This is a genomic window from Mycobacterium persicum (assembly GCF_002086915.1).
GTDB classification, from domain to species: Bacteria; Actinomycetota; Actinomycetes; order Mycobacteriales; family Mycobacteriaceae; genus Mycobacterium; species Mycobacterium persicum.
This window is the reverse complement of the sequence record NZ_MWQA01000001.1, coordinates 5,528,620-5,553,918: the sequence shown is the minus strand read 5'-3', so window position 1 is coordinate 5,553,918 and position 25,299 is coordinate 5,528,620. Positions and strand designations below refer to the sequence as shown.

25 protein-coding genes and 2 pseudogenes are annotated in these 25,299 nt (G+C 66.3%); 15 read left to right on the top strand and 12 right to left on the bottom strand.

Annotated features, from left to right (window positions below; genetic code table 11):
- The first annotated feature begins 50 nt into the window (after nt 1-50).
- Together B4U45_RS25250 and B4U45_RS25245 are read left to right on the top strand one after the other, a co-directional pair.
- Nucleotides 51-685, top strand: a pseudogene (locus B4U45_RS25250) (DUF3000 domain-containing protein).
- A gap of 1 nt (nt 686) precedes the next feature.
- Nucleotides 687-1,988 (top strand): HRDC domain-containing protein, encoded by a 1,302-nt coding sequence (locus B4U45_RS25245; protein WP_075549994.1) that lies wholly within the window; start codon nt 687-689, stop codon nt 1,986-1,988.
- Here the strand turns inward: B4U45_RS25245 and dxs are convergent.
- Entirely contained in the window at nt 1,985-3,925 is a 1,941-nt protein-coding gene (gene dxs / locus B4U45_RS25240) for a 1-deoxy-D-xylulose-5-phosphate synthase (RefSeq protein ID WP_075549993.1), read from the bottom strand. The two genes, B4U45_RS25245 and dxs, sit on opposite strands and share 4 nt — an antisense overlap.
- 182 nt (nt 3,926-4,107) lie before the next feature.
- Here dxs and B4U45_RS25235 point away from each other — a divergent pair, with 182 nt between their 5' ends.
- From B4U45_RS25235 to B4U45_RS25205, 7 genes and pseudogenes are all read left to right on the top strand, one after another.
- Complete coding sequence (locus B4U45_RS25235) at nt 4,108-4,551, top strand: CBS domain-containing protein (RefSeq protein ID WP_075550031.1); 444 nt, start codon at nt 4,108-4,110, stop codon at nt 4,549-4,551.
- Between the two features lie 37 nt (nt 4,552-4,588).
- Nucleotides 4,589-5,878, top strand: coding sequence for an ArsB/NhaD family transporter (locus B4U45_RS25230; RefSeq protein ID WP_075549992.1), 1,290 nt, complete (start codon nt 4,589-4,591; stop codon nt 5,876-5,878).
- A gap of 33 nt (nt 5,879-5,911) precedes the next feature.
- Nucleotides 5,912-7,198 carry an ArsB/NhaD family transporter gene (locus B4U45_RS25225; protein WP_075549991.1) on the top strand — a complete coding sequence of 429 codons (1,287 nt, stop codon included), beginning with the start codon at nt 5,912-5,914 and terminating at the stop codon, nt 7,196-7,198.
- Nucleotides 7,199-8,012: 814 nt separating this feature from the next.
- Complete coding sequence (locus tag B4U45_RS25220; RefSeq protein WP_219859538.1) at nt 8,013-9,371, top strand: PPE family protein; 1,359 nt, start codon at nt 8,013-8,015, stop codon at nt 9,369-9,371.
- Between the two features lie 72 nt (nt 9,372-9,443).
- Nucleotides 9,444-9,542, top strand: a pseudogene (locus tag B4U45_RS25215) (PE domain-containing protein); the annotation flags it as partial.
- A 1-nt stretch (nt 9,543) separates the two neighbouring features.
- Nucleotides 9,544-9,780, top strand: coding sequence for a YetF domain-containing protein (locus tag B4U45_RS25210; RefSeq protein ID WP_183154986.1), 237 nt, complete (start codon nt 9,544-9,546; stop codon nt 9,778-9,780).
- A complete protein-coding gene (locus B4U45_RS25205) occupies nt 9,680-11,071 on the top strand; it encodes a PPE family protein, SVP subgroup (protein WP_082275712.1) in 1,392 nt (463 codons plus the stop codon). Before B4U45_RS25210 ends, B4U45_RS25205 begins: the two co-directional genes overlap by 101 nt.
- 81 nt (nt 11,072-11,152) lie before the next feature.
- On the opposite strand, the gene B4U45_RS25200 is transcribed toward B4U45_RS25205, so the two are convergent.
- From B4U45_RS25200 to B4U45_RS25180, 5 genes are all read right to left on the bottom strand, one after another.
- Complete coding sequence (locus B4U45_RS25200) at nt 11,153-11,917, bottom strand: fluoroquinolone transporter permease (RefSeq protein ID WP_075549988.1); 765 nt, start codon at nt 11,915-11,917, stop codon at nt 11,153-11,155.
- Nucleotides 11,911-12,621 carry a fluoroquinolone export ABC transporter permease subunit gene (locus tag B4U45_RS25195; RefSeq protein WP_075549987.1) on the bottom strand — a complete coding sequence of 237 codons (711 nt, stop codon included), beginning with the start codon at nt 12,619-12,621 and terminating at the stop codon, nt 11,911-11,913. Before B4U45_RS25195 ends, B4U45_RS25200 begins: the two co-directional genes overlap by 7 nt.
- Entirely contained in the window at nt 12,618-13,517 is a 900-nt protein-coding gene (locus B4U45_RS25190; RefSeq protein ID WP_075549986.1) for an ABC transporter ATP-binding protein, read from the bottom strand. Before B4U45_RS25190 ends, B4U45_RS25195 begins: the two co-directional genes overlap by 4 nt.
- A gap of 105 nt (nt 13,518-13,622) precedes the next feature.
- Complete coding sequence (locus B4U45_RS25185) at nt 13,623-14,813, bottom strand: class I SAM-dependent RNA methyltransferase (RefSeq protein WP_371687085.1); 1,191 nt, start codon at nt 14,811-14,813, stop codon at nt 13,623-13,625.
- A complete protein-coding gene (locus B4U45_RS25180; protein ID WP_063468685.1) occupies nt 14,810-16,807 on the bottom strand; it encodes an APC family permease in 1,998 nt (665 codons plus the stop codon). The genes B4U45_RS25185 and B4U45_RS25180 overlap by 4 nt, the downstream gene beginning before the upstream one ends.
- Before the next feature lie 94 nt (nt 16,808-16,901).
- On the opposite strand from B4U45_RS25180, the gene B4U45_RS25175 reads away from it, so the two are divergent.
- Together B4U45_RS25175 and B4U45_RS25170 are read left to right on the top strand one after the other, a co-directional pair.
- Nucleotides 16,902-17,585 carry a potassium channel family protein gene (locus tag B4U45_RS25175; RefSeq protein ID WP_063468686.1) on the top strand — a complete coding sequence of 228 codons (684 nt, stop codon included), beginning with the start codon at nt 16,902-16,904 and terminating at the stop codon, nt 17,583-17,585.
- A gap of 64 nt (nt 17,586-17,649) precedes the next feature.
- Entirely contained in the window at nt 17,650-18,342 is a 693-nt protein-coding gene (locus B4U45_RS25170; RefSeq protein WP_075549984.1) for a potassium channel family protein, read from the top strand.
- 101 nt (nt 18,343-18,443) lie between these two features.
- On the opposite strand, the gene B4U45_RS25165 is transcribed toward B4U45_RS25170, so the two are convergent.
- Together B4U45_RS25165 and B4U45_RS25160 are read right to left on the bottom strand one after the other, a co-directional pair.
- A complete protein-coding gene (locus B4U45_RS25165; RefSeq protein ID WP_075549983.1) occupies nt 18,444-19,115 on the bottom strand; it encodes a DUF3159 domain-containing protein in 672 nt (223 codons plus the stop codon).
- Between the two features lie 67 nt (nt 19,116-19,182).
- A complete protein-coding gene (locus B4U45_RS25160) occupies nt 19,183-19,551 on the bottom strand; it encodes an OB-fold nucleic acid binding domain-containing protein (RefSeq protein ID WP_036411151.1) in 369 nt (122 codons plus the stop codon).
- Between the two features lie 156 nt (nt 19,552-19,707).
- On the opposite strand from B4U45_RS25160, the gene B4U45_RS25155 reads away from it, so the two are divergent.
- Nucleotides 19,708-20,418 carry an alpha/beta fold hydrolase gene (locus B4U45_RS25155; RefSeq protein WP_075550030.1) on the top strand — a complete coding sequence of 237 codons (711 nt, stop codon included), beginning with the start codon at nt 19,708-19,710 and terminating at the stop codon, nt 20,416-20,418.
- Between the two features lie 15 nt (nt 20,419-20,433).
- Here B4U45_RS25155 and B4U45_RS25150 read toward each other — a convergent pair whose 3' ends face one another.
- Nucleotides 20,434-21,204 carry a DUF3710 domain-containing protein gene (locus B4U45_RS25150; RefSeq protein ID WP_423734691.1) on the bottom strand — a complete coding sequence of 257 codons (771 nt, stop codon included), beginning with the start codon at nt 21,202-21,204 and terminating at the stop codon, nt 20,434-20,436.
- The gene (gene dut / locus B4U45_RS25145; protein WP_219859536.1) at nt 21,201-21,665 is read right to left on the bottom strand and encodes a dUTP diphosphatase; all 465 of its coding nucleotides are present in this window, start codon (nt 21,663-21,665) and stop codon (nt 21,201-21,203) included. Before dut ends, B4U45_RS25150 begins: the two co-directional genes overlap by 4 nt.
- Before the next feature lie 25 nt (nt 21,666-21,690).
- Between dut and B4U45_RS25140 the strand changes: the two genes are divergently transcribed.
- On the top strand, nt 21,691-22,167 hold the full coding sequence (locus tag B4U45_RS25140; RefSeq protein ID WP_075549980.1) for a DUF3093 domain-containing protein: 477 nt from the start codon (nt 21,691-21,693) through the stop codon (nt 22,165-22,167).
- 9 nt (nt 22,168-22,176) lie between these two features.
- Here B4U45_RS25140 and B4U45_RS25135 read toward each other — a convergent pair whose 3' ends face one another.
- A complete protein-coding gene (locus tag B4U45_RS25135) occupies nt 22,177-22,479 on the bottom strand; it encodes a DUF4193 domain-containing protein (protein ID WP_023372621.1) in 303 nt (100 codons plus the stop codon).
- A gap of 185 nt (nt 22,480-22,664) precedes the next feature.
- Here B4U45_RS25135 and cei point away from each other — a divergent pair, with 185 nt between their 5' ends.
- A complete protein-coding gene (gene cei / locus B4U45_RS25130; protein WP_075550029.1) occupies nt 22,665-23,318 on the top strand; it encodes an envelope integrity protein Cei in 654 nt (217 codons plus the stop codon).
- 5 nt (nt 23,319-23,323) lie between these two features.
- Here cei and B4U45_RS25125 read toward each other — a convergent pair whose 3' ends face one another.
- Entirely contained in the window at nt 23,324-24,190 is an 867-nt protein-coding gene (locus tag B4U45_RS25125; protein ID WP_075549979.1) for an inositol monophosphatase family protein, read from the bottom strand.
- A gap of 187 nt (nt 24,191-24,377) precedes the next feature.
- On the opposite strand from B4U45_RS25125, the gene ppgK reads away from it, so the two are divergent.
- Nucleotides 24,378-25,172, top strand: a complete 795-nt coding sequence (gene ppgK, locus B4U45_RS25120; protein WP_075549978.1) for a polyphosphate--glucose phosphotransferase — start codon at nt 24,378-24,380, stop codon at nt 25,170-25,172.
- The last annotated feature ends 127 nt before the right edge of the window (nt 25,173-25,299 follow it).

The following is a 25,299-nucleotide window of genomic DNA, read 5'->3' as shown; positions in this document are numbered from 1 at the left end:
TCGGCGCGCCTGTCTGCGCGTGTCGGACGTTAGGTCTACCGTCGGATTTTGTGACCCGCGCCGACGATATTGCGGAGCGCAGCGACGAGCAGGAGCCAAGCTCGTGACCGCAGCCGAACCGGCCCCCTTCCGCGAGGCGGTCGCGGCTATGAACGCTGTCACAGTACGCCCGGAGATCGAGCTCGGCCCCATCCGTCCGCCGCAGCGGCTGGCGCCCTACAGCTACGCACTGGGCGCAGAGGTCAAACATCCCGATCTCGACATCGTCCCCGAGCGGTCCGAGGGCGACGCGTTCGGCCGGCTCATCCTGCTCTACGACCCGGAGGGCTCCGACGCCTGGGACGGCACCATTCGCCTGGTCGCCTACATCCAGGCAGACCTGGACTCACAGGAAGCCATCGATCCGTTGCTGCCCGAGGTGGCGTGGAGCTGGCTGGTGGAGGCTCTCGAGTCGCGCACCGAGCACATGACCGCTCTGGGCGGCACCGTCACCGCCACCACCTCGGTGCGCTACGGCGACATTTCCGGACCGCCGCGCGCCCACCAGCTCGAGTTGCGGGCGTCGTGGACGGCGACCACGCCCGAGGTGGGCAGCCACGTCGAGGCGTTCTGCGATGTTCTCGAGCATGCCGCGGGCCTACCCCCAGCCGGGGTCATCGACCTGAGCTCGCGGTCACGCGCCTGACATGTGCCCCGACCCGTCTCCCGCGGAGACCGAACCGTCGGGCAGCACGGCATCCGGGCCCACGCCGCTGCTGCGGCCGGCGCACGGGATGCCGGACCTCTCGGTGACCGTCGGCCAGATCGAGGCGGCCGCCGAGCTCTTGGACCGCGGCCACGGGCCTTTTGCGGTGGACGCCGAGCGGGCATCCGGTTTTCGCTACTCCAACCGGGCCTATCTGATCCAGATCCGGCGGGCCGGCGCCGGCACCGTACTGATCGACCCGGTCAGCCACGGCGGCGACCCGCCGGCCGTGCTGGCACCGGTCGCCGAGGTGCTCAGGGACGACGAGTGGATTCTGCACTCCGCCGATCAGGATCTGCCGTGTCTGGCCGAGGTCGGCATGCGACCCTCGGCGCTCTATGACACCGAACTGGCCGGACGGCTGGCCGGATTCGATCGGGTGAACTTGGCGACCATGGTCGAGCGGCTGCTGGGGATGGGGCTGGCCAAGGGCCACGGTGCGGCCGACTGGTCCAAGCGTCCGCTGCCGCCGGCCTGGCTGAACTATGCCGCCCTCGACGTCGAGCTGCTCATTGAATTGCGCGCAGCGATCTCGCAGGTGCTGACCGAACAAGGCAAAACAGGTTGGGCCGCAGAGGAATTCGAGCATCTGCGGACATACGAATCGCGCACGGCCCCGGCGGCGGCGCGGCCGGACCGCTGGCGCCGCACCTCCGGTATCCACAAGGTGCGCGACCGTCGGGGTTTGGCCGCGGTTCGCGAGCTGTGGCTGGCCCGCGACCGAATTGCCCAGTTGCGCGACATCGCGCCGCGCCGGATCCTGCCGGACTCGGCCATCATCGAGGCGGCCGTAGCCGACCCGAGATCGGTCGAGGACCTCGTCGCTTTGCCGGTGTTCGGCGGGCGCAACCAGCGTCGCAATGCCGCGATCTGGCTGGCGGCGCTGGAAGCGGCCCGGGAAAACCAGCATCCGCCGGAGGTCACCGAGTCGGCCAATGGGCCGCCGCTGCCGGCGCGGTGGAGCAGGCGGAAACCCGATGCGGCCGCACGGTTGGAGGCGGTGCGGGCGGCGCTGGCAGAACTGTCGCAGCGGGTGCGGGTACCGACGGAAAACCTTGTTGCACCCGAGTTGGTGCGACGGCTGTGCTGGGAATGGGCCGGCCCCCGGGATGGCGCCGCCGACGCGATCGACGAGTTCCTGCGGGCCGGCCACGCGCGGGCGTGGCAGCGTCGACTGGTGGTGCCGGTGCTCGCCGCGGCGGTGGCCCGGGCCCATGCCGAACCCTCGAGCGACGACAGCTAGTCGAGATGCTCGCTGATCTCAGACGCCGGCCCGAGCGTCCGGCCGTACCCGCCCGTTTCTGAGTTCCCCAGCGCGGCGACCCAACCGGTGATGCGCCGGGCCACGTCCTGGTCGGTCAGCCCCAGATCGGCCAGCACCTCACCCCGTGAGGCGTGATCGAAGAACTCCTGCGGCAGCCCGACGTCGCGGCATGGCACGTCGACCTCCGCGCGCCGCAACGCGGCCGACACCGCCGAGCCGACGCCGCCGTTGACCCCGTTGTCCTCGAGCGTGACCAGCAGCTTGTGCCGCACCGCCAGCTCGCGAACACTGTTGGAGACCGGCAACACCCAACGCGGGTCGATCACCGTCACCCCGATGCCCTGAGTATGTAGCCGCTTGGCCACCGCCAACGCCATCGAGGCCAGCGGTCCCACCGCCACCAGCAGCACATCGTGGTTCAGGCTGTCGGCCGGCACCGCCAGCACGTCCACCCCGGCCCGCCGCTCCAGGGCCGAAATATCCTCGCCCACATCGCCTTTCGGGAACCTGAGGGCCGTCGGCCCATCACTGATGTCCAGCGCCTCACCCAGTTCCTCACGCAGCCGGGTGGCGTCGCGAGGTGCGGCCACCCGGATGCCGGGCACGATGTTAAGCATCGACAAGTCCCACATGCCGTTGTGACTGGGGCCATCCGAGCCGGTGATGCCGGCGCGGTCCAGCACCATGGTGACCGGCAGCTTGTGCAACGCCACGTCCATCATGATCTGGTCGAATGCGCGGTTCAGGAACGTCGAATAAATCGCGACCACTGGGTGCATCCCGCCCATCGCCAGCCCGGCGGCCGAGGTGATCGCGTGCTGCTCGGCGATACCGACGTCGAACAACCGATCCGGAAAGCGCTGCCCGAATGCCGTCAGCCCGGTCGGCCCGGGCATGGCCGCGGTAATGGCAACGATGTCGCGGCGTCGCCGGCCGTAGTTGATCAGCGCGTCGGAAAAGGTGGCCGTCCAGCCCGGGCCGGCCGCCTTGGTGGCTTGCCCGGTGACCGGGTTGATCGGGACCGTGGAGTGCATCTGCTCGGCCTCGTCGGCTTCGGCCGGGGCATAACCCATGCCCTTACGGGTGACCACATGCACGATCACCGGGCGGCCGAAGCCACGCGCCTTGCGCAGCGCGACCTCCACCGCCCGTTCGTCGTGCCCATCGACGGGTCCGACGTACTTCAGTCCGAGGTCGGTGAACATCAGCTGCGGCGACAGCGAATCCTTGATGCCGGCTTTGACGCTGTGCAGGAAGTGGTAGCACACCTCACCGACCAGCGGCACCGCCCGCACCACGTCACGGCCCTTCTCCAGCATCTGCTCGTAGGCCGGCTGCAGCCGCAGCGTGGCCAGATGATCGGCGACGCCGCCGATGGTCGGGGCGTAGCTGCGGCCGTTGTCGTTGACCACGATGATCACCGGCCGGTGCGACCCGGCGATATTGTTCAGCGCCTCCCAGCACATACCGCCGGTGAGCGCGCCGTCGCCTACCACCGCGACCACGTGCCGATTGCGGTGCCCGGTCAACTCGAACGCCTTGGCCAGGCCGTCGGCATACGACAATGCCGCGCTGGCATGGCTGGACTCCACCCAGTCGTGTTCGCTTTCGGCGCGGCACGGATACCCCGACAACCCACCCTTTGTGCGCAGGCTTTCGAAATCCTGGGCACGTCCGGTCAGCATCTTGTGAACGTAGGCCTGGTGGCCCGTGTCGAAGATGATCGGGTCGTGCGGTGAATCGAACACCCGATGCAGCGCCAGCGTCAGTTCCACGACCCCCAGGTTCGGCCCGAGGTGTCCCCCGGTCGCGGCAACCTTGTGGATCAGGAACTCGCGGATTTCCTGGGCCAGCTCCCGTAGCTGGGCCTGGGAAAGGTGCTGCAGATCGGCGGGCCCACGGATCTGTTGCAGCATCTCGCCAGTGTACGCAGCAAGGGCCCATTTAGCCCTCGTGCGCGACCTTGATAACGTCAGTGGCCGGTGAGCCGGGAAGCCTGGTCGGCGTCGAGTGGTACCAGCAACGTCCGACGACGCGAAAGAACATCATGGCCACAACAGAGCTGACCGCGACCAGAAAAGCGACGTATCGTCGCCATATGCGGGCCGAGGATATCGCCGAAGATTTTCCGGTTATCGACATCAATTCGAACGCGCTGGACGCGGCTCGCCTGCTGGCCGAGCACGGCCTGCCCGGGCTGCTGGTCACCAAGCCGTCGGGCACGCCCTACGCGGTGTTGCCGGCCTCCCAAGTGGTGCGATTCCTGGTGCCCCGCTATGTCCAGGACGATCCTTCGCTGGCCGGCGTGCTCAACGAATCAATGGCCGACCGCTGCGCCGAAAAGTTGAGCGGCAAGACGGTTCGCGATGTGTTGCCCGACCACCTGGCCGAAGTTCCGCCGGTCAATGCCGACGACACCATCATCGAGGTGGCCGCGATCATGGCCCGACTGCGCAGCCCGTTGCTCGCGGTGGTCAAGGACGGCAAGTTGCACGGGGTGATCACCGCATCGCGCCTCCTAGCAGCGGCGCTGCAGCGTTGATCGCACGGGATTCGGCGACAGCACAGGCAACTATCCGATGAGCGTGTTCGCGCTCGCGGTCTTTGTGGTTGCCTACGCACTGATCGCCAGCGAACGCGTCAACAAGACGCTGGTGGCACTGACGGGCGCAGCAATCGTGGTCGCGCTGCCGGTCATCAACTCCGAGGACGTCTTCTATTCCCACGAGACCGGAATCGATTGGGACGTAATCTTTTTGCTGCTGGGCATGATGATCATCGTCGGTGTGCTGCGCCAGACCGGGGTGTTCGAGTACGTGTCGATCTGGGCGGCCAAGCGGGCCCGGGGGTCGCCACTGCGAATCATGATCCTGCTGGTCCTGGTCACCGCGATCGCTTCGGCCCTACTCGACAACGTCACCACGGTGTTGCTGATCGCCCCCGTCACGCTGCTGGTGTGCGACCGGCTGGCAATCAACGCCGCTCCGTATTTGATCGCCGAAGCGCTCGCCTCCAACCTCGGCGGCACCGCGACATTGGTCGGCGATCCACCCAACATCGTGATCGCCAGCCGAGGAGGCCTGAGCTTCAACGACTTTCTGATCCACTTGGCCCCGATCGTCGTGATCGTGGTCGCGGTCTTCACCCTGATGCTGCCGCGGCTGTTTCCCGGTGCGTTCGCCGCCGACCCGGATCGGGTCGCCGATGTCATGCAGCTGGAAGAAAAAGAGGCCATCCGCGATCACGGGCTACTGATCAAGTGTGGTGTCGTCCTGGTCGCGGTGTTCGCGGCGTTCATCGCCAACGAACCACTGCATATGAAGCCGTCCATGGTGGCGCTGGTCGGCGCCGGGATCCTGGTCGTCGTCTCCCGGCTGGAGCAGTCCGATTATCTGTCCAGCGTCGAATGGGACACGCTGTTGTTCTTCGCCGGCCTGTTCATCATGGTCGGCGCTCTGGTGAAGACGGGTGTCGTCAAGCAACTGGCGGAGTTGGCGGTCACCGCGACCGGCGGCAACGCGTTGTTGGCCACGATGGTGATCCTGGCCGCTTCGTTGCTGATCAGCGGGGTCGTCAACAACGTTCCCTATGCCGCGACCATGACCCCGATCGTCGCCGAGCTGACACCGGTGCTCATCGACCGGGGAAACCCGGACGTGCTGTGGTGGGCCTTGGCGCTGGGCACCGACTTCGGCGGCAACCTCACCGCCATCGGCGCCAGCGCCAACGTCGTCATCCTGGGCATCGCCAAGAGGGCGGATAATCCCATCTCGTTCTGGGAGTTCACCCGCAAAGGCATTGTGGTGACGACCATGTCGCTGGCGCTGGCAGCGCTATACCTCTGGGTGCGCTACTTCGTATTGGGATGACCGAATCGGAGCGGAAACGATGAAGGACAGCCGATGAGCGTCATCGCCATCGCGATATTCGTGGTCGCCTACGCGCTGATCGCCAGCGACCGGGTCAGCAAGACCCTGGTGGCGCTGGCGGGGGCCGGGGTCATGCTCGCGGTTCGAGTCGTCGGCTCGCACGACGCGTTCTATTCGTCGGAGACCGGGATCGATTGGGACGTCATCTTTCTGCTGCTCGGCATGATGATCATCGTCGGTGTGCTGCGCCAGACCGGTGTCTTCGAGTACGTGGCCATCTGGGCGGTCAAACGCGCGAAAGGTTCCCCGCGCCGGATCATGATCCTGCTGGTGCTGGTCATGGCGGTCGGCTCGGCCATGCTGGACAACGTCACCACGGTGTTGTTGATCGCGCCGGTCACGCTGCTGGTATGTGACCGGCTGGCGATCAACGCGTCGCCGTTCCTGATGGCCGAGGTCTTCGCAGCCAACATCGGCGGCGCGGCGACGCTGGTGGGCGATCCACCCAACATCATCATCGCCAGCCGAGCGGGGTTGACGTTCAACGACTTCCTGATCCACATGGCGCCGATCGTGCTGATCGTGCTCGTCGTCTTCGTCGCCCTGCTGCCCGTGCTGTTCGGCTCCATCGCGGTCGCTGCCGACCGCGTCGCCGACGTCATGTCGCTGGACGAACGGGAAGCCATCCGCGATACCAGATTGCTGATCAAGTGCGGCGCGGTGCTGCTGCTGGTCTTCGCGGCGTTCGTCGCCCATCCGGTGCTGCACATCCAGCCGTCGGTGGTGGCGTTGCTGGGCGCCGGCGTCCTCGTCGTGATCTCGGGACTGGGACGCTCAGACTATCTGTCCAGCGTCGAGTGGGACACCCTGTTGTTCTTCGCGGGGTTGTTCGTCATGGTCGGCGCTTTGGTGAAAACGGGCGTCGTCGACAAGATGGCGCGGGCCGCGACCGAATTGACCGGCGGCAACGAAACACTCACGGTGTTTTTGATCCTGGGCGCCTCAGCGCCGGTGTCGGGCATCATCGACAACATCCCGTATGTGGCCACGATGACCCCGATCGTCACGGAGTTGGTCGCAGCCATGCCGGGTCACGTCCACCCCAACACGCTGTGGTGGGCGCTGGCGCTGGGCGCCGACCTCGGCGGCAACCTGACCGCGGTGGGAGCCAGCGCCAACGTCGTCATGCTCGGAATCGCCCGGCGCGCAGGCACTCCCATCTCGTTCTGGGAATTCACCCGCAAAGGCGTTGTGGTCACTGCGGTTTCGATCGCGTTGTCGGCAATCTACTTGTGGCTGCGTTACTTCGTGCTGGGTTAGCCGGGGGCCAGTGAGCGCCCGCCGAGACTGTACTGATGGCGTCGAGACCGCGCCCACGGCGCGCCAAGTGCCTTGGCGCGCACGCTCATCGCAGTCTCGGCGCGGGATCGAGCCTCGGCAGCGCAATGACGACTACCGGTGCGGTTTGCGATCTTCTTGTTTGACACGAGTTGCTTCTCGGCCGCGCTGTCCGGTTCGACCGATGCGCCGCGTCTGAATGCGTGCTCCACTGATTCGGTATCTGGACATTGACCGGGTTTAGTGTGCCGGTCAGCGGGTATCTCACTCACCCTAAGCGTGCAAGGGCAGCACGGCTGCCCTGGTTGCACGCGGTGCCGAGCGATAGGGCATGGGGGCCGATAGTGTGCGAGATGGCAGAGAAGGTACGGCGGGCGATAGCGGCCTATTCCGGTTCTCGGTACTCGCCGTCAACAGCGTGGCGCGCTGGAGTTCAACACAACCGCAACGTTGAAGGGTATCTGCAGCGGCGGCAACACCGGCCATGGCGTAACCGCGGATCATGACGTAACCGCGACCTTTACGCCGTCGACAAACGCAAGCACTTTGCTTTGCCGACCCGCTTATCACTGTTGGCATCACACCGCATAGTGGTTCACTCACCGACCGACGGGCTGGCCAGACTCACGCCGCTGCGGCGCCAAGCTGGACGCAAAACATCGTGATGACTTAAACGCCCTGGGCCAGAAGCTGTTTCGGCTATGTGCGGGTTGTTTCACATCACTTAGCGGGAACGACGCTTGCCCGCACACGCCGAACCGAATCGCAGCCCATTCGCTAACCGGAGGTTGCAAAAATGGATTTTGGGTCGTTGCCTCCCGAGGTCAATTCCAGCCGCATGTATGCCGGCCCCGGATCGGGACCGATGGTGGCCGCGGCCACGTCCTGGGACACGCTCGCCGCCGAACTGCGCTCGATGAGCACTGTCTACCAAGCGGTGATCTCAGCGCTGACGAGCCAGGGGTGGCAGGGGTCGGCATCGGCCGCGGTGTTGGGCGCGGTCGAACCATATATCGCATGGCTGTCCGCCACTTCGGCGCAAGCCGAACAAACCGCCGCTCAGGCCAGGGCCGCGGCGGCGGCCTACGAGACGGCGTTCATGCTGACGGTGCCGCCGCCGGTGATCGCCGCCAACCGGGCACAGCTGGCCACGCTGGTGGCGACCAACTTTTTCGGCCAGAACACTGCCGCGATCGCAGCCACCGAAGCCCAATACGGCGAGATGTGGGCCCAGGACGCGACCGCGATGTACGGCTACGCCGGCTCGTCGGCAACGGCGGCGAAGGTGACGCCGTTTACTGCGCCCCCGCCGACCACCAACCCAGCCGGCCTCGCGGGCCAGGCCGGCGGGGTTACCCATGCGGCGAGCATGGCTGCGGGCAGCCACCCCCAGCTGCTCTCCAGCATGCCTGCGGCGTTACAGGGACTTGCTTCGCCGACGGCGCCTGCGCCCAGTTCACCGTCACCGTTGTCGATGCTGAAAATGCTGGAGACCGCGGTTTCCATCGCTGTCTCGGGAACCGCTGCAGCGCTGACGGCGACCGCGATCCCGGTCGTGCTAACAAATGTCGGTTTCGTGTCAACCAATATCGGACTCACGTCACAGAGCGTCCAGCAAAAGGAGCAGCAACAGCGTCAACAGTCCCAACCGCCTCCCGGGTCAACGTCAGCTTCGGAAAGCAGGCTGGTGTCGGGAGGCTCGGCGGCCAGCAATAGCGCGGCGGGCATGGGGCGGGCGAAAGTCGTTGGCGCGCTATCGGTGCCGCCTAGTTGGACCACGGCAGCGCCGGTCAGACTGCTCGCGGCGGCGTTGCGGGACGCCGGACTCAGCGCCGCCCCGGCCGCATGGGTACCCGACCTGCCCGGTGGCCCGGCTCTTCCGATCGCGGGCATGGCCGGCGCCGGCCTCGGCGGTGCCGCCGGGGGCAGCCTGGCTGCAGCAGCGCGCGGCGACAAGTCGGGCGGCCGCAACGATTACCGCTCCGCAATCGCTGCCACCTTGGGGCTGCCGGCGGAGCGGGCCGGCGATGCCGCCGCCCCGGATTTCACCGCCGGGTCCGCAGGGAACCAAGATCCCGAGAGCGTGATCCTGACCGGATTCGAACGCGAAATCGTTGCGCTGGCGCGCCGTTACACCGAAGGCCATCGACCATGACGCGCCGGGCCATAGATAACACCGCCGAAATCACCGTCGAGATCTGTTGATGCGATCCGAATGGAGTCTGAAATGTCCTTTGTCAGCACGCAACCGGAGAGTCTGGCAACAGCGGCGGGCGATTTGCCGGCCATCGGGTCTGACATGGCCGCTCGGAACGCGGCGTCGGCAGGTGCGTTTCATCCTTTGGGTACGTCGCCTCGTTGACCCGCCGGTGCGGGTGCTGATCCGCTGTGGTCACGTTGATCAACGCAACTTAAGACGTTGCAGGCTCACCCGCGACGACCTGGACCCGATCCTGCGTGAACATGGTCACGACACAACTGATGTCATTCAGTTGGCCCTTTTCGAGACCAAGGGAGTGGTGTCGATCCTCACCGACGACCACTGTTCACATGGGCCCGCGTAGGCAGCGGTACTGTCTTGTCCCCACCAGCGATGGTCTGCCGCCAAATGAGAATGGTTCTGCCGTATGGACTTTTGTGGCGTCGCTGTTCGCGCCAGACGGACCGATCAACCGCAACCAAGTCGGTGCGCTCGCGCCGCGGCAGTCGCACCGAGCTCATGAGTCGCCGAGGTCGCCAGCGCGGCCGCAGCCTACCGCCGGCCGAGCGGAGCAAACCGCCGGCCAAGCCATGGCCGCCGCTACCGCCTACGAGGAGGCGTTCGCGACGACGGTCCCGCCCGCCGTGATCGCCGCAAACCGCGCCCACCTGGCCGTGCTGATGGCGACAAACCTTCTCGGCCAAAACACTCCGGCGATCGCCGCTACGGAAGCCGATTACGCCCAAATGTGGGCCCAGGATGCCGCCGCCATGTACGGCTATGCCAGCAGCTCGGCCGCCGCCACGGCGTTGACGCCCTTCACCCCGCCAGCCCCGGCCACCGACCCCGGAGGAGTGGCCGGTCAAGCTGCCGCGGTAGCCGATGCCACGGCTACCGGCGCCACCACCCAAACGACCGCCGTGCCTATCTCAGCCGTGCCGCAAGCGCTGCTGAGCCTCGCATCGCCTGCGGCGTCGACGGCCGGGTTGCAGCAGACACTGCTCAGTGCGACGTCGATTCCGGCAGTGGGTGCGATGTCTTCCTTGGCGGCACCGGCCGCAACCGCCGACCCGGCTTTGACCGTAGCGCTGATCGGTTTGGGGGTAGATCTTTTCGGTGCGTTCATCATCAATTCGGCCGGCTCGTTCGGTATTGATTCGGCCGGCTCGTTCGGTATTGATTCCGCTGGCATAGGAATCGCCTTGCAGGCAGCAGAGATCGAGACAAAGGGCGCATTTCCGGGCTTGGGCATGCCGACCGCGGCGAGTGTGGGTCAGGCCGTCCCGGTCGGCGCGTTGTCCGTGCCGCCTGGATGGGCCACGGCAGCCCCGGCATACCGGCCCGTTGCCCTGGCGCTACCGGCCAGCACCGCCGGGCTTGCCAGCAACGTGGCGGCAGGCAGCTCGGCAGGCCCGCTCAGTGACATGGCGCTGGCCGGTATGGCCGGCCGGGCTCTCGGCAGGACTGCCGGTTTGCGCCGCCGTGATCGGGGGGTGTTGAGTGCTGATGAGCCCGCGGAACCCAGCTACCGGGCAACCGAAAGCCCGATAACCGGCATCGCTGCCGAACTGCGCGAGCTGGCCGGCCTGCGGGATTCCGGAATCCTCACCGATGAGGAATTCGCCCGGCAGAAGCAACGCCTCCTCGATCGGTAAGCCGTGTTCGCGGGCGAGGACATGTCATGAGGCCGACGACCAACTCCCCAGCGAGGTGACGACCGGACTGCTGGACTTCCACTAGCCAAAGCTGATGCATTTTGCATAGAAGCGCCAAAACAGCACCCAGGCGATGACCACGTTATAGCCAGCACCCGCAACGAGATACGGCCACCAGATGCCGTGGTCACATGCCACCCAAAACGCCTTGGCGGCCCAGTACGGCGGCAAGACTCCGAACGCGATATTCCAATACGAGTGGACAAACCAAGCCAGACAGGGCAAACCCGCGATCAGCATACCCAGTCCACGAACCGCGGCCAGACCCTGAATCTTGTTGTGCGCCAAGCTCAGAATCAGCAGCAAGGTCACGACCGCCGAGAGCCCGGCCAGCAGTCCGATCGGGATCAGCGACGGCACCAAGCCGGGCTCGAGTATGCCACTGAACGACAGCGTGACGATGACATAGCCGGTGGTTAGCACCATGACGGTCGCTGCGCGATAGGCGAGGAAGGCCCACAGTGGGACCGGGGTCACCCGCAGCGCGGTCAGGGTGCCGGCGTCGAGCTCGTCCAGGACCAGGAACGCCGCCAGGCCGCCCACGATGATGATGCTCGTCAGCAGCAGGAAGCCGGTCAAGATCAGCGGGTAGTAGGGGACCAAGTCGAAGCCGTTGCGGTTGGCCAACATAGCGGTAACTCGCGGAGTCAGCAGCGCGACAGCGCTAGTCCAGATGACCGGAGCGACGACGATCATCACCAGCAACGGATCGCGGTAAGTACCACGAAGGTCGTTGCGCCCGAACGCTACCAGCGCCCGTGCTGCCTGGGACCGCGCCGTTACCATCCGCCGGCCGTTGCGACGACGTAGCGGCCGAACATCGCATCGGCCGCCCAATACAACGCAGCCACGCAGGCCGCCGGGTACACCACCGCGTACCCGATCTGCCAGGGCGCCAGCCGAAGCTGATCGAAGGCCGCACCCAGCAACAGCAGCGGTCCCTGGGTAGGCAGCAGATACAACACCGGGTTTGGCCAGACACCCGAGTAGTACAGAACGGGCAGGTTCATCACCGCCAGCGGGATGGTCGCCACCAGAAACCAGTCGCTGATCGAGGCAAACGGCAACGAGCTGACGAAACCTACCAGCAGCATCAGCAACGTCCCCAGCCCCACCCCGACGATCATCGGCGCCGGATGATACGAGAACCCGTGCACGATAGTGGCTACCACTACCGCCACCCCAAGCGAGATCATCAGCAGGACAATAAGTTTGGCAGCCAGATACTCGCTGAACCGCAGCGGGCTGGCGACAACCGCGCTCAGCGTGCGTTCCTGTTTCTCGAAGAAGACGGTGCCGGCGATGAAAAAGAACCCGATGATGGTGATGTCGCCGGCGAGCACATAGGGCTCGGCGACCGCACGCAGATGCTCTGACATCGGCAGCAGCACCGCTAGCCAGATCAACCCCGAAAATATCGCCGCGTGCAGAAACCGTTGCCGGGTCTGCAGCGTCACCTCCAGCCGCAACGCCTGTGCCAGCCGCATCACAACAACCGCCGGCCGGTGACTTCGACGAAGACGTCGTCGAGGCTGGCTTCCCTGCTGTGGATGGTCTCCACGTGGTGGTCACGCAGCACCGCGTAAAACGCTGGGTCGTCGGCCAGGGTGTCGAGCGGAAACTCGGCAGCGCGCAGGCCGCCGCCGTCGCGTCGATACTCGACCTTGACCAGGCGCCGGCTCCGGGCGATCTTCAGCTCGGCGGGGCGGTCCAACACGACGATCCTCCCGTCGACCACGAAGGCCACCCGATCACACAACTCGTCAGCCGTCGCCATGTCGTGCGTGGTGAGAAACACCGTGCGGCCACGTGCTTTCAGATCCATGATCAGGTGCTTGACGGTGCGGGCGTTTACCGGGTCCAGGCCGGCGGTCGGTTCGTCGAGAAAGAGCAATTCGGGGTCGTTGATCAACGCCCTGGCGAACGTCAGGCGCATCTGCATGCCCTTGGAATACTTGCCGGCCCGGATATGGGCGTGGTCGGCCAGACCGACGGCATCCAGCAGCTGCATGGGGTCCAGGGTGGGCTGTGCATACAACGAAGCGAAAAACCGCAAATTCTCCAGTCCGGTGAGCTTCTGATAATGGTTGGGCAGCTCGAACGACACGCCGATGCGTTCGTAATAGTCAGATCCCCAGGCTGCCGGGTCCTTTCCCCAGACCGCGACCTCACCGCCGTGCCCGCGCAGCAGGCCGATGAGAATCCGCTGCGTCGTCGACTTACCCGCGCCGCTGGGGCCTAGGAATCCAAAGATTTCCCCGCGGCCCACGGTGAAATTCATCCCGCGGACCACCGCGGCGGACGCTCGGGGATAGGTATAGGTGAGCCGACGGACCCGGATCACCTCGCCCACAACATCCGACACTGCCGGCTCGGGGTCCCGCATGCGCGTCCTTCCGTCGTACCGCGTCAATACGAATACGAACATCCGACCAGACTTCCCGGAGCGCCGTCGCCAGCATAATCAAGATTGCGGCCGCTCGGCATGGGCCTAGCAGGTCAACAGCGCAACGCATTCCACGTGATGAGTCAGCGGGAACGCGTCGAACACCCTGATCTTCTCGACCAGGTAGTCATGACTGCGGTAAAGGCCGATGTCGCGCGCGAAAGATGCTGCCTCACAACCGATATGCACCACGCGCGGAACCCGCGCGGCGGCCAGCAGGTTGATCACGTCGCGTCCGGCCCCGGTGCGCGGCGGATCGAGTACCGCGATGTCGGCGCCGGGCGGTTGCCCCTCGAGCACCCGCCGCACCGAATCGCTGACGACGGCTACCTGCGGCAGATCGGCCAACGCGGCATGGGCCGTCCTCGACGCCGCACGCGCGCTGTCGACGGTCCATACCCGTCCCGACTCCCCCACCGCCTCACCCAGCACCGCGGCGAAAACACCGGCACCGCCGTACAGATCCCACGCCGTCATGCCGGGAGCAGCCTGCGCCCAATCGGCGACCAGGCCGCTGTACACCTCCGCCGCATCGCGATGCGCCTGCCAAAAGGCCGTCACCGGCACCCGCCAAATTCGCCCGCCAACCCGCTGCACCGCGCGAGACTCACCCTCGACCGCGCTGGTGGCGACCCGCCGGCCATGGCGCACCGTGAGCATCACGTGACGCTGGCCGTCGTCGTCGAGCACCACGTTCACCTGGCCGCCCGGTGGCCAGGCACGACCCGAATTCAAGCCGTCCAGCATCCTCGCGGGTAGCTGCCCGCAATGCAGATCGGTCACCAAGGAGCTGCTGTGGTAGCGGTGAAATCCGACGCGACAGTAGGGTCCCACCTCCAGTCGCACCCGGGTGCGCCAACCGGTGGGACCGGCATCCGAGAGCGGTTCGACCGCGCCGAACCAGTTGTATCCGCCGAGCCGTTTCAGTTGATCGGCCACCACCTGCGCCTTGAGCGCCCGCGCCGCTTCCGGGGCGGCAAAAGCCAGATCACAACAACCGGCGCCAGTCACCCCGGCAATCGGGCACAACGACTCGATCCGGTCCGGGGACGGATCGAGAACCTCGATAACCTCTGCGTGCCAATAGGATTGACGCTCGGCGGTCACCCTTACCCGCACCCGCTCGCCGGGTAAGGCATAGCGGACGAAGACCACCCGGCCTTCGTGGCGCGCCACACAGCTACCGCCGTTTGCCGGCGCACCGGTGACCAACGTCAGTTCGGGTGCCAAGTTCAATCGAAGATGCCTCGCCGCGCATCGCCGGGAGCCACATGTGGCTGCAGCGTCTTCACCCGCTCCGACGAAGTCAGTTGCCAGGGAACCGATGTCACCATCACCCCCGGCATGAACAGCAACCTGCCCTTGAGCCGCAGCGCGCTCTGGTTGTGCAACAGCTGCTCCCACCACCGGCCCACCACGTACTCCGGAATGAACACCGTCACCACGGTCCGAGGGGATTCCTTGCTGACCCGTTTGACGTAATCCAGAACCGGACGGGTCACCTCACGGTAGGGCGAAGCGATGACCTTCAGCGGCACGCTGATATCGCTTTCCTCCCACTTGTGCACCAGGTCACGGGTTTCGGCGTCGTCGACGCTGACCGTGACGGCCTCGAGCACGTCGGGACGGGTCGCCCGCGCGTAGGCCAGCGCACGCAGTGTCGGTAGATGCAACTTCGACACCAGTACCACGGCATGATTGCGGCTGGGCAATACGATTTCGTTGTCCTGGGCTGCGGCCTGTTCCGCCAATTCCCGGTTGACCGCGTCATAGTGGCGGCGGATCAGCTTCATGAGCATGAACAGGGCGCCCATGGCGACGATCGCAATCCAGGCGCCCACAAGGAATTTCGTGACCAGGACGATCAGCAGGACGGTGCCGGTAGACACCAATCCAACCGAGTTGACCACCCGCGAGCGGATCATCTTGCGCCGGCCCGCGGGATCGGTCTCGGTGCGAAGTAACCGAGTCCAATGCCGGACCATCCCGATCTGGCTCAGGGTGAACGAAATGAACACACCGACGATGTAGAGCTGGATCAGCGCGGTGAGTTCGGCGCGGAAGGCCATCACCGCGGCGATGGCGGCTGCCGCGAGGAACAAGATCCCGTTGGAGAACGCCAGCCGGTCTCCGCGGGTGTGCAGCTGGCGCGGCAGGTAGCTGTGCTGCGCCAGCACCGAGCCGAGCACCGGGAAGCCGTTGAACGCGGTGTTGGCGGCCAACACCAAGATGAGCGCGGTGACCGCGGCGATCAACAAGAACCCCACGTGGAAGCCGCCGAACACGGTCTGCGCCAATTGAGCAACCAACGTTTTTTGTTGATAGCCCGGCGGGGCGCCGGTCAGCTGCGTCTCCGGATCGTCGACGACCTGGACCCCGGTTTCGACGGCGAGCAGGACCATGGCCATCAACAAGGTCACCGCGATGGTGCCCAGCATGAGCAGTGTCGTGGCGGCGTTGCGGGACTTGGGCTTCTGGAAAGCCGGGACCCCGTTGCTGATTGCCTCCACACCCGTCAGTGCCGCGCAGCCCGAGGAGAATGAGCGGGCCACCAGAAATGCCAGTGCGGCACCGACGACTTTGCCGTGTTCAGCGTGCATTACGAATCCGGCGGACTCGGCGCGCAGCGGGTTGCCCAACACGTAGATCCGGAACAGCCCCCAACAGAGCATTGCGCCGACTCCGATGATGAACGCATAGGTCGGAACGGCGAATGCCAGCCCGGATTCGCGGACTCCCCGCAGGTTCATCGCCGTCACCAACACAATGGCGCTCACCGCGAAGAACACCTTGTGCTCATACACGAAGGGGATCGCCGAACCGATGTTCGACATCGCCGATGCGATCGAAACGGCAACCGTGAGAACATAATCGACCATCAGGGCGCTAGCGACCACGAGACCGGCGGTGGGGCCCAGGTTGGTGCTGACGACCTCGTAGTCGCCGCCCCCGGATGGATACGCGTGCACGTTCTGCCGGTAGCTCGATACCACCACCAGCAGCACAGCGGCCACCGCCAGTGCGATCCACGGCGCCATGGAGTATGCGGCGAGACCGGCCACCGACAGCATCAGAAAGATCTCTTCGGGGGCGTAGGCCACCGAAGACATCGCATCCGAGGCGAACACCGGCAACGCGATCCGCTTCGGAAGTAGCGTGTGGCTGAGCCGGTCGCTGCGAAACGGCCTGCCGATCAGCAGCCGCCGCGCGGCGGTGGAAAGTTTGGACACGAGAGCCAAGGGTAAGCCCCGACGGCTTTGACGGTAGCGTTCCCTGGGCGAGAATTTTGCACACCCGAATCAGCTACAGCCGAGAGGACGTCACGTGCGAGTGGTAGTGATGGGGTGCGGCCGGGTCGGCTCGTCGGTGGCCGACGCGCTGTCCCGCATCGGCCACGACGTCGCGGTCATCGACCGTGACAGCACCGCTTTCAACCGGCTCAGCCCCGAGTTTGCCGGTGAGCGGGTGCTCGGCCAGGGATTCGACCGAGATGTGCTGCTGCGGGCGGGCATCGAAGGTGCCGACGCATTCGCTGCGGTGTCCTCCGGTGACAACTCCAACATCATCTCGGCACGGTTGGCCCGGGAAACCTTCGGTGTGCCGCGAGTGGTCGCCCGTATCTATGACGCCAAGCGCGCCGAGGTCTACGAACGCCTGGGTATTCCCACGATCGCCACGGTGCCCTGGACCACCGACCGGCTGCTCAACGCGCTGCTCCGGGAAACTGAGACCGCCAAATGGCGCGATCCCACCGGTACCGTCGCGGTCGCCGAGGTCATCTTGCACGAGGACTGGATCGGCCACCGGGTCACCGACTTGGAGCAGGCCACCGGCGCCCGGGCGGCGTTCCTGATCCGATTCGGAACCGGGGTGCTGCCCGAGCCGAAGACGATCCTGCAGGCCGGCGACCAGGTCTACGTCGCCGCCATCTCCGGCCGGGCGGCCGAGGCGGTGGCCATTGCGGCCCTGCCGCCCAGTGAGGACTTCGAGTCAGGGCCGCGCAAATGACGCGCGCCGACGACGAAGACCCCGGCTCGGCCCGGCTTCGAGCCGGGGTTAAGGAGTGGCGCAAATGAAGGTAGTCGTCGCCGGGGCCGGCGCCGTCGGCCGCTCAGTCACCCGTGAGCTCATCGGAAATGGGCACGACGTGACCCTGATCGAGCGCAATCGCGACCACCTCGACCCCGATGCCATCCCGACCGCGCATTGGCAATTGGGCGATGCCTGCGAGCTGAGCCTGCTGGAGTCGGTACACCTCGAGGATTTCGATGTCGTGGTCGCCGCTACCGGCGACGACAAGGTCAACGTGGTACTCAGCCTGCTGGCCAAGACCGAATTCGCGGTGCCGCGGGTGGTGGCCCGTGTCAACGATCCCCGCAACGAGTGGCTGTTCACCGACGCCTGGGGCGTTGACGTGGCCGTGTCGACGCCGCGCATGCTGGCCTCGCTGATCGAGGAGGCCGTCGCCGTCGGCGACCTGGTACGGCTGATGGAATTCCGCAAGGGCCAGGCAAACCTGGTGGAGATCACGCTGCCCGACGACACACCCTGGGGCGGCAAACCGGTGCGCAGGCTGCAATTGCCGCGGGATGCGGTCCTGGTCACGATCCTGCGCGGACCGCGAGTCATCGTGCCGCAAGCCGATGAGCCGCTGGAAGGGGGCGACGAATTGTTGTTCGTCGCGGTCACCGAGGCAGAGGAGGAGCTGAGCCGGCTGTTGCTGCCGCCAACTTCACCGGCGGGCGAGCCCGGTCCTCGAGCGTGAGCTAACGCTTCTCCCGGTGCGGCCCACGACTGCCCAGTCGGTAGCGTCCCCCCAATGAGCGCCTTCACCACACCGACAAACGAGCGCACACCCGCAACGCGCTAGAACTCGCGACCGGCGTCAGTATCGAGGTCTGCCACCCCCGCCACCGCAGGGCCTTCGACGATCGGCATCGCCCGCTGAGCGGCCTTTATCGCGGCGTATGTCGCCAGCGCCGCCATCGCGGTGAGCGGCCAGCCCATCCCGATGCGCGCGACGCCCAGCCAGCCGGTCTTGTCGGCATCGTAGAGGAGCCGCTGGACGATGAACCGGGCGGCGAACACCAGCGTCCAACCCAGCGTGGCGATGTCAAACGCGTAGCGGGCGCGGGCTACGTCGCGCCAGCCGCGGTCCCGCCCGGCGGCCCAGCTCCAGAGGACACCGACGGCGGGCCGGCGAATCACCACCGACAGGGCGAAAATCACCGCCCATAGCAACGACATCCAAATGCCCAACAAGAAATAACCCTTGGACTGACCCACCAGGTAGGCGATCAGTGCACACACGGCGACCCCGAAGAACCCGGAAACGGCGGGCTGCGTGGACTCCCGCCGAATCAGCCGCAATAGCAACACCAATGCGGCCACACCCACGGCAGACCCGATTGCGGGCAACAATCCGGCCACACCGGATACCGCGACAAAGACGATCACCGGCAGCGACGAATAGACCAGACCACTGACGCCACCGGCCTGTGCCAGCAGGCGCTCTGCGCTGATGCGGTGCGTACTCATGCCGGGGCCGCTGCCGCTAGCCGGCTCAAGACTGCGTATCCCAGACAAACCCGGATAACGGAAATGGTCACCGCTGAATTTCGTAGTGCGGGTTGTAGATGGCCTTGCTCCCGTTTTCGAGCTTGCCCAGCCGGCCGCGTACCCGCAGCGTGCGGCCGGAGTCGATGCCGGGGATCCGGCGCTGGCCCAACCACACCAACGTCACGGTGTCGCTACCGTCGAACAACTCCGCGCGAACACCGCCGGCGCAACCCTTGCCGTTGGTTTCGACACTACGCAGCGTGCCCACCATCGTGACTTCCTGACCACGCTGGCAATCTATGACGCGCTGCGCGCCGGTAGTGAGGACTTCGTCCGACAATTCTTCGACGTCGCGCTGCTCCGGATCTTCCGTCAATCGACGGGTCAGCCGGCGCAGATAACCTTGGGCGCCCATGCCCTCTCCTGACACTCCAACGTCGTAACGGAAGCTCTTCTTGCGATCAGCATTCCACCTATGCCAACGGTCACCGTAGACCTGTTGGTTCCCGTCCGCCACACGTATCGATGCACCGGGGTCGGAGTACCCGCGATGGCGGAGCACTATCAAGGAATGCCAGTCGATTTTCGCGGAGTCACGGCCGTGGTGTTGCCCGGAACCGGTTCCGACGACGACTACGTCTACCGGGCGTTTTCCGGCCCCCTGAACGCGGTCGGTGCGACGCTGCTGACACCTGCACCACAACCAGAGCACTTGATCGCCGGGTACCTGTCCGCCCTGGACGACGCCGCGCGGGCAGGCCCGGTGGTGGTCGGCGGCATCTCGATCGGAGCCGCCGTCGCCGTCGCGTGGGCGCTGGCCCATCCCGACTTGACCCTGGCGGTCCTGGCCGCGTTACCTGCGTGGACGGGCCCGCCCGAATCAGCCCCGGCCGCCCACGCGGCGCGACACACGGCCTCACAGCTGCGCCGTGACGGCCTGGCGACGACGACGACGCAGATGCGGGCATCCAGCCCCGCCTGGTTGGCCGACGAGCTGGCCCGATCCTGGCGGGTTCAATGGCCGCAATTACCCGACGCCATGGAGGAAGCCGCAGCCTATATCGCGCCTGGCCGCAGCGACCTCGAGCGGCTGACCGCGCCGTTGGGGGTCGCTGCCGCCATCGACGATCCGATTCACCCGCTGCAGGTCGGTGTTGACTGGGTGACCGCGGCGCCGCATGCCGCCCTACGAACGGTGACGCTCGATGAGATCGGCGCGGATCCGGCCGCACTGGGAGCTGCCTGCCTGGCCGCGCTGGCCGAGGTCCGAGACGCCTCCTAGAACGCTCGCCAAGTCCTAGCCGCTGGTGCTGCTGCGCAACTGCCGCATCGCCGACCCGCCGGCGCCGCGTCGCGCCGCCGGCTGGTTGGATTGTTGCTGCTCCAGCTCCTGCGCCTGTGCCTGCGCCTGTGCGGCCGCGGCCTCGCGCAGCTGCTCCACCATCGGCTCGGGCAACTGCACCGGCAACGGGGTACGTACCGGCAGGGGGGTGTCTCCGCGGCGCACAACGGTGTCCGCCAACGCCTCGCGAGCCTCGTCGGTCAACGCATCGATCGTCTCGTGCGGGCCGTTGACCACACATCGGATCATCCAGCGGTAGCCGTCGACGCCGATGAAACGCACCACGCCGGAGGCCGTGCCGATCACTTCCCGACCCCATGGGCCGTCCTTGATGGAAACCTGAGCGGAGTCCTTGCGCAGCGAGTCGGCCAGCTCGCCGGCCACCTCACGCCACAGGCCGGCGGACTTGGGCGCCGCGTAGGCCGCGATGGTGAAGCGGCCGTTGGGCGTGACAATCCACACCGCGCTGGGGACGCCGTTCTCGGTCAGTTCGACCTGCACCTGGCCTGCCGTCGGCATCGGAATCAACACCGAACCCAGGTCGAGTCTGGCCAACTCCGCGACCGAAGGGTCGTCGAAGTCTTCGATGTCGAACGGTCCCACCAACTCGTCGCCGTCTTCGTCGGCCAGTTCCGATGCTTTCGGCGCGGCGGCGGCCGGTGCTTCCGGCTCAGCCGAACTCGATCCGCTGTCCCTGTTGCGTGTGCGTCTACCGAATGCCATCACAAACTCGCATGTCCGCCGGAGGAGCCGTGGCCACCATCACCACGGGATGTCTCGGCCAGCCCGGCCTCGTCGAATGACGCGACCTCGACCAGCTCGACTAACTCGACCCGCTGCACCAGCAGCTGGGCAATACGGTCACCTCGATGCACCACGATCGGCGTGGCGGGGTCGAGGGTGATCAGCGCGACCTTGATCTCGCCACGGTAACCCGCGTCGATGGTGCCGGGGCTGTTGACGATCGAAAGACCCCCCCGGGAGGCCAAGCCCGAGCGCGGATGGACCAGCCCCCCCACCCCGAACGGAATGGCAACCGCCACGCCCGTCGGCACCAGGGCGCGCTGCCCGGGGGCCAGCTCCACGTCTTGCGCACTGTAGAGATCTACTCCCGCGTCGCCGTGATGAGCGCGGCCGGGCAGCGGGAGCCCGGGGTCGAGACGGACAACGGCCAGACTGGTCGACACGGGGCCACAGACTACTCTCGATCGAATGTCGGGTACCCGCGTCGCGCCGCACAGTGTGCGATACCGCGAACGACTCTGGGTGCCGTGGTGGTGGTGGCCGCTGGGGTTTGCGGCGGCGGCGCTCATCGCTTTCGAAGTCAACATGGGTGTCGCCGCGCTGCCCGACTGGCTGCCGTTCGCGACGTTGTTCGCCGTCGCGGCTGGCACCCTGCTGTGGCTGGGCCGGGTGGAGATCCGAGTCACAGCCGACCAGACCGGCGTCGAACTGTGGGCCGGTGCGGCGCACCTGCCGGTCGCCGTCGTGTCCCGATCGGCCGAAGTGGCGCGCACCGCCAAGTCAGCGGCACTGGGCCGACAGCTCGACCCGGCAGCATTTGTACTGCATCGCGCATGGGTCGGCCCCATGGTTCTGCTGGTGCTCGACGACCCGGAAGACCCCACCCCGTACTGGCTGGTGAGCTGCCGTCACCCCGAGCGGGTGTTGTCGGCCCTGAAAAGCTGAGTGCAGCGATCACGCCGCGCAGTCGGTACAGATCATCACGCCGTTCTTCTCGCTGGCCAGTCGACTGCGGTGTTGCACCAGGAAGCAGCTCGAGCAGGTGAACTCATCCGCTTGCTTCGGGATGACACGCACCGACAGCTCTTCACCGGACAAGTCGGCGCCAGGCAGCTCGAATGACTCGGCGGACTCGGACTCATCTACGTCGACCACGGCCGACGCCGCCTCGTTCCGTCGAGCCTTCAGCTCCTCGAGCGAATCCTCCGACACATCGTCGGCCTCGGTGCGCCGTGGAGCGTCATAGTCGGTAGGCATTATTCCGTCCCCTCGCATGCCCTCTCATAAGTTCAAGCATCGCTTTGTACCAGCGTCGAACGCATCCACCAAACGATTCGTGCCCAGAACTCGGCTCAATCAACTGTGATTTACGTCACACTCTCTTCGGCGGCCTCGTGATCGGGCCTCAACGCGGCAATCCAGGCGCGGACTACAGTGCACGTGTGGTCGCACAAATCACCGAGGGCACCGCCTTTGACAAGCACGGTCGGCCATTTCGGCGGCGCAATCCCCGCCCCGCGATTGTCGTCGTGATCCTGCTGGCGATCGCGACGGCGGTGGCGTGGACGGTGGCCCTGACCCGACCGGCGGACGTCCGCGAGGCCGCGACGTGCAATCCCCCGCCGCAGCCGGCCGGGTCGACGGCGCCGCCCAGGCTCGGTGAGCCGGTGTCGCGGACCGAAATGACCGACGTCGCCCCGGCCAAGCTCAGCGAGACGAAAGTGCGCGTTCTCAACGCCAGCGGACGAGGAGGTCAAGCCGGCGACATCGCCGGGGCCATGCAAGATCTCGGTTTCGCCCAGCCGACGGCCGCCAACGACCCGGTCTATGCCGGCACCCGGCTGACCTGCCAGGGCCAGATCCGGTTCGGCACCGCAGGTCAAGCCGCGGCCGCCGCGGTATGGCTGGTGGCGCCGTGTACCGAGCTGTTCCACGACAGCCGTGCCGACGACTCGGTCGACCTCGTCCTCGGCACGGACTTCACCACGTTGGCCCACAACGACGACATCGACGCGGTACTCGCGAGCCTGCGGCCCGGTGCCACGGAGCCGACGGATCCCACGCTGGTGGCCAAGATCCACGCAAGCAGTTGCTGAGCAGCTCAGTCCGGCATCGGCTCGAGAGCATCGAATCGCGTCAGCACCGCCACCAGCTCGTCGGCAATGCCGGGCGCGGCGGCGAGCACCAAGCCCCCTTCCTGGGCATTCGCGGCGGGTAACAGCACCCGGGCTCCCGCTTCGGCTGCTATCAGGGCGCCCGCCGCTCGGTCCCACACCTGCAGCCCGTGCTCGTAGTAGGCATCCAGCTGGCCGGCGGCGACCATGCACAAGTCCAAGGCCGCAGACCCGATCCGGCGCACATCTCGGACCACCGGCAGCATCCTGGCCAGCAGCGCTGCCTGGGTAGCGCGGCGCCGCGTCGAGTACGCGAAGCCGGTGCCCAACAGGGCCATCGACAAACTGTCGACAGCGGTGCAGCGCAACCGACGAGTCCCGTGCTGGTCGGTGACACGCGCGCCCAGCCCGGCGGCAGCCGAATACACCCTGCCGCCGACGACATCGGCGACCGCGCCGGCCACCGACACGCCGCCGACTTGGGCTCCCACCGACACCGCGTAGGCCGGAATGCCGTAGACGAAGTTCACGGTGCCGTCGATGGGGTCAAGCACCCAAGTCACGGCGTCCGCCGCGGCCGTCGAGTCTGCTGGGCCCCCGCCCTCCTCCCCCAAAATCGGGTCACCGGGCCGAAACTGAACCAGCCGTTCACGCAGCAGTCGCTCGGTATCGGTGTCGACGACGGTCACCGGATCGGTCGGAGTGGTCTTGGTCCGGACCGCGTCACCGGCGTCCGTGACCGCATGCAGACCGAATATCTCGGCGCGCCGACCACGGACGAACTCGGCCGCCTCCGCGGCGAGCGTCTCGGCCACCGCACGCAGCCGCGCGGGCTCGTTGTCGGATCGTGTCACCGCACTATCGCATCACAATCGCCCGGAGACGCGCGCGTCGTCGCCGGGCCGAGCCATAATCGCCCGGCTCCACAACAGGCCTCAACAGACAGAGCGCGCATCGTCGCCGAGCCGGGCCAGAATGCCCGGTCTCGGTAAGCATGCGGGCTAAGGTATTCGGACACATATGTCTCGCCGAGGAGAACCGATGACCAGCGCCGACCCCCTGCCCCACACCGCCGATGACACACCACAACGTCGCGGGTTCGGCATCGATGTCGGGGGTAGTGGCATCAAGGGCGGAATCGTCGACCTGGACACCGGCCAGCTGATCGGGGACCGGATCAAGCTACTGACTCCCCAACCGGCCACGCCGTCAGCGGTCGCCAAGACCATCGCCGAGGTGGTTCACGGCTTCGGCTGGACCGGACCACTCGGAGTGACCTATCCCGGCGTGGTCACGCACGGCGTCGCGCAGACGGCGGCAAATGTGGACAAGTCATGGATCGGCACCAACGCCAGCGAAGTCATCGCCGCCGAACTGGGCGGTCAAGCGGTGACGGTTCTCAACGACGCCGATGCGGCCGGGCTTGCCGAAGAACGCTATGGAGCCGGCAAGGACAACTCCGGGCTGGTCATCCTGCTCACCTTCGGAACAGGTATCGGGTCTGCGGTCATCCACAACGGCAAGCTGATACCCAACACCGAGTTCGGGCATCTCGAGGTCGGGGGTAAGGAGGCCGAGCAGCGGGCCGCGTCGTCGGTCAAGGAACGGAAAGGCTGGAGCTACGAAAAGTGGGCCAAGCAGGTGACGCGGGTTCTGGTCGCTATTGAGAACGCGATGTGGCCCGACCTGTTCATCGCCGGCGGCGGCATCAGCCGCAAAGCCGACAAATGGGTGCATCTGCTGGAAAATCGCACCCCGGTAGTGCCGGCAACCCTGCAGAATGCCGCTGGGATAGTTGGCGCAGCAATGGCCTCCATCAGGGATGTGACCCACTGAATTTTTCCCGCTCGGGCGGTACGGGCGCGCGGTGAAGTTACAATGGTCGTCGGCGACCGCCCGACTGATAGAGCGCACGTTTTCACGCCGATATCGACGCCGACATTCGACATAGCAGACACTTTCG

Excerpts from the sequence above, each read along its gene's own strand:
- B4U45_RS25165 (WP_075549983.1), bottom strand. The coding sequence starts at position 19,115 with ATGAGTACGCACCGCATCAGCGCAGAGCGCCTGCTGGCACAGGCCGGT.
- B4U45_RS25225 (WP_075549991.1), top strand. The coding sequence starts at position 5,912 with ATGAGCGTCATCGCCATCGCGATATTCGTGGTCGCCTACGCGCTGATC.
- B4U45_RS25235 (WP_075550031.1), top strand. The coding sequence starts at position 4,108 with ATGCGGGCCGAGGATATCGCCGAAGATTTTCCGGTTATCGACATCAAT.
- B4U45_RS25160 (WP_036411151.1), bottom strand. The coding sequence starts at position 19,551 with ATGGGCGCCCAAGGTTATCTGCGCCGGCTGACCCGTCGATTGACGGAA.
- B4U45_RS25155 (WP_075550030.1), top strand. The coding sequence starts at position 19,708 with ATGCCAGTCGATTTTCGCGGAGTCACGGCCGTGGTGTTGCCCGGAACC.
- B4U45_RS25170 (WP_075549984.1), top strand. The coding sequence starts at position 17,650 with ATGAAGGTAGTCGTCGCCGGGGCCGGCGCCGTCGGCCGCTCAGTCACC.
- B4U45_RS25220 (WP_219859538.1), top strand. The coding sequence starts at position 8,013 with ATGGATTTTGGGTCGTTGCCTCCCGAGGTCAATTCCAGCCGCATGTAT.
- B4U45_RS25140 (WP_075549980.1), top strand. The coding sequence starts at position 21,691 with ATGTCGGGTACCCGCGTCGCGCCGCACAGTGTGCGATACCGCGAACGA.
- B4U45_RS25230 (WP_075549992.1), top strand. The coding sequence starts at position 4,589 with ATGAGCGTGTTCGCGCTCGCGGTCTTTGTGGTTGCCTACGCACTGATC.
- B4U45_RS25245 (WP_075549994.1), top strand. The coding sequence starts at position 687 with ATGTGCCCCGACCCGTCTCCCGCGGAGACCGAACCGTCGGGCAGCACG.
- B4U45_RS25200 (WP_075549988.1), bottom strand. The coding sequence starts at position 11,917 with ATGGTAACGGCGCGGTCCCAGGCAGCACGGGCGCTGGTAGCGTTCGGG.
- dxs (WP_075549993.1), bottom strand. The coding sequence starts at position 3,925 with ATGCTGCAACAGATCCGTGGGCCCGCCGATCTGCAGCACCTTTCCCAG.
- B4U45_RS25190 (WP_075549986.1), bottom strand. The coding sequence starts at position 13,517 with ATGCGGGACCCCGAGCCGGCAGTGTCGGATGTTGTGGGCGAGGTGATC.
- B4U45_RS25205 (WP_082275712.1), top strand. The coding sequence starts at position 9,680 with ATGGTCACGACACAACTGATGTCATTCAGTTGGCCCTTTTCGAGACCA.
- B4U45_RS25135 (WP_023372621.1), bottom strand. The coding sequence starts at position 22,479 with ATGCCTACCGACTATGACGCTCCACGGCGCACCGAGGCCGACGATGTG.
- ppgK (WP_075549978.1), top strand. The coding sequence starts at position 24,378 with ATGACCAGCGCCGACCCCCTGCCCCACACCGCCGATGACACACCACAA.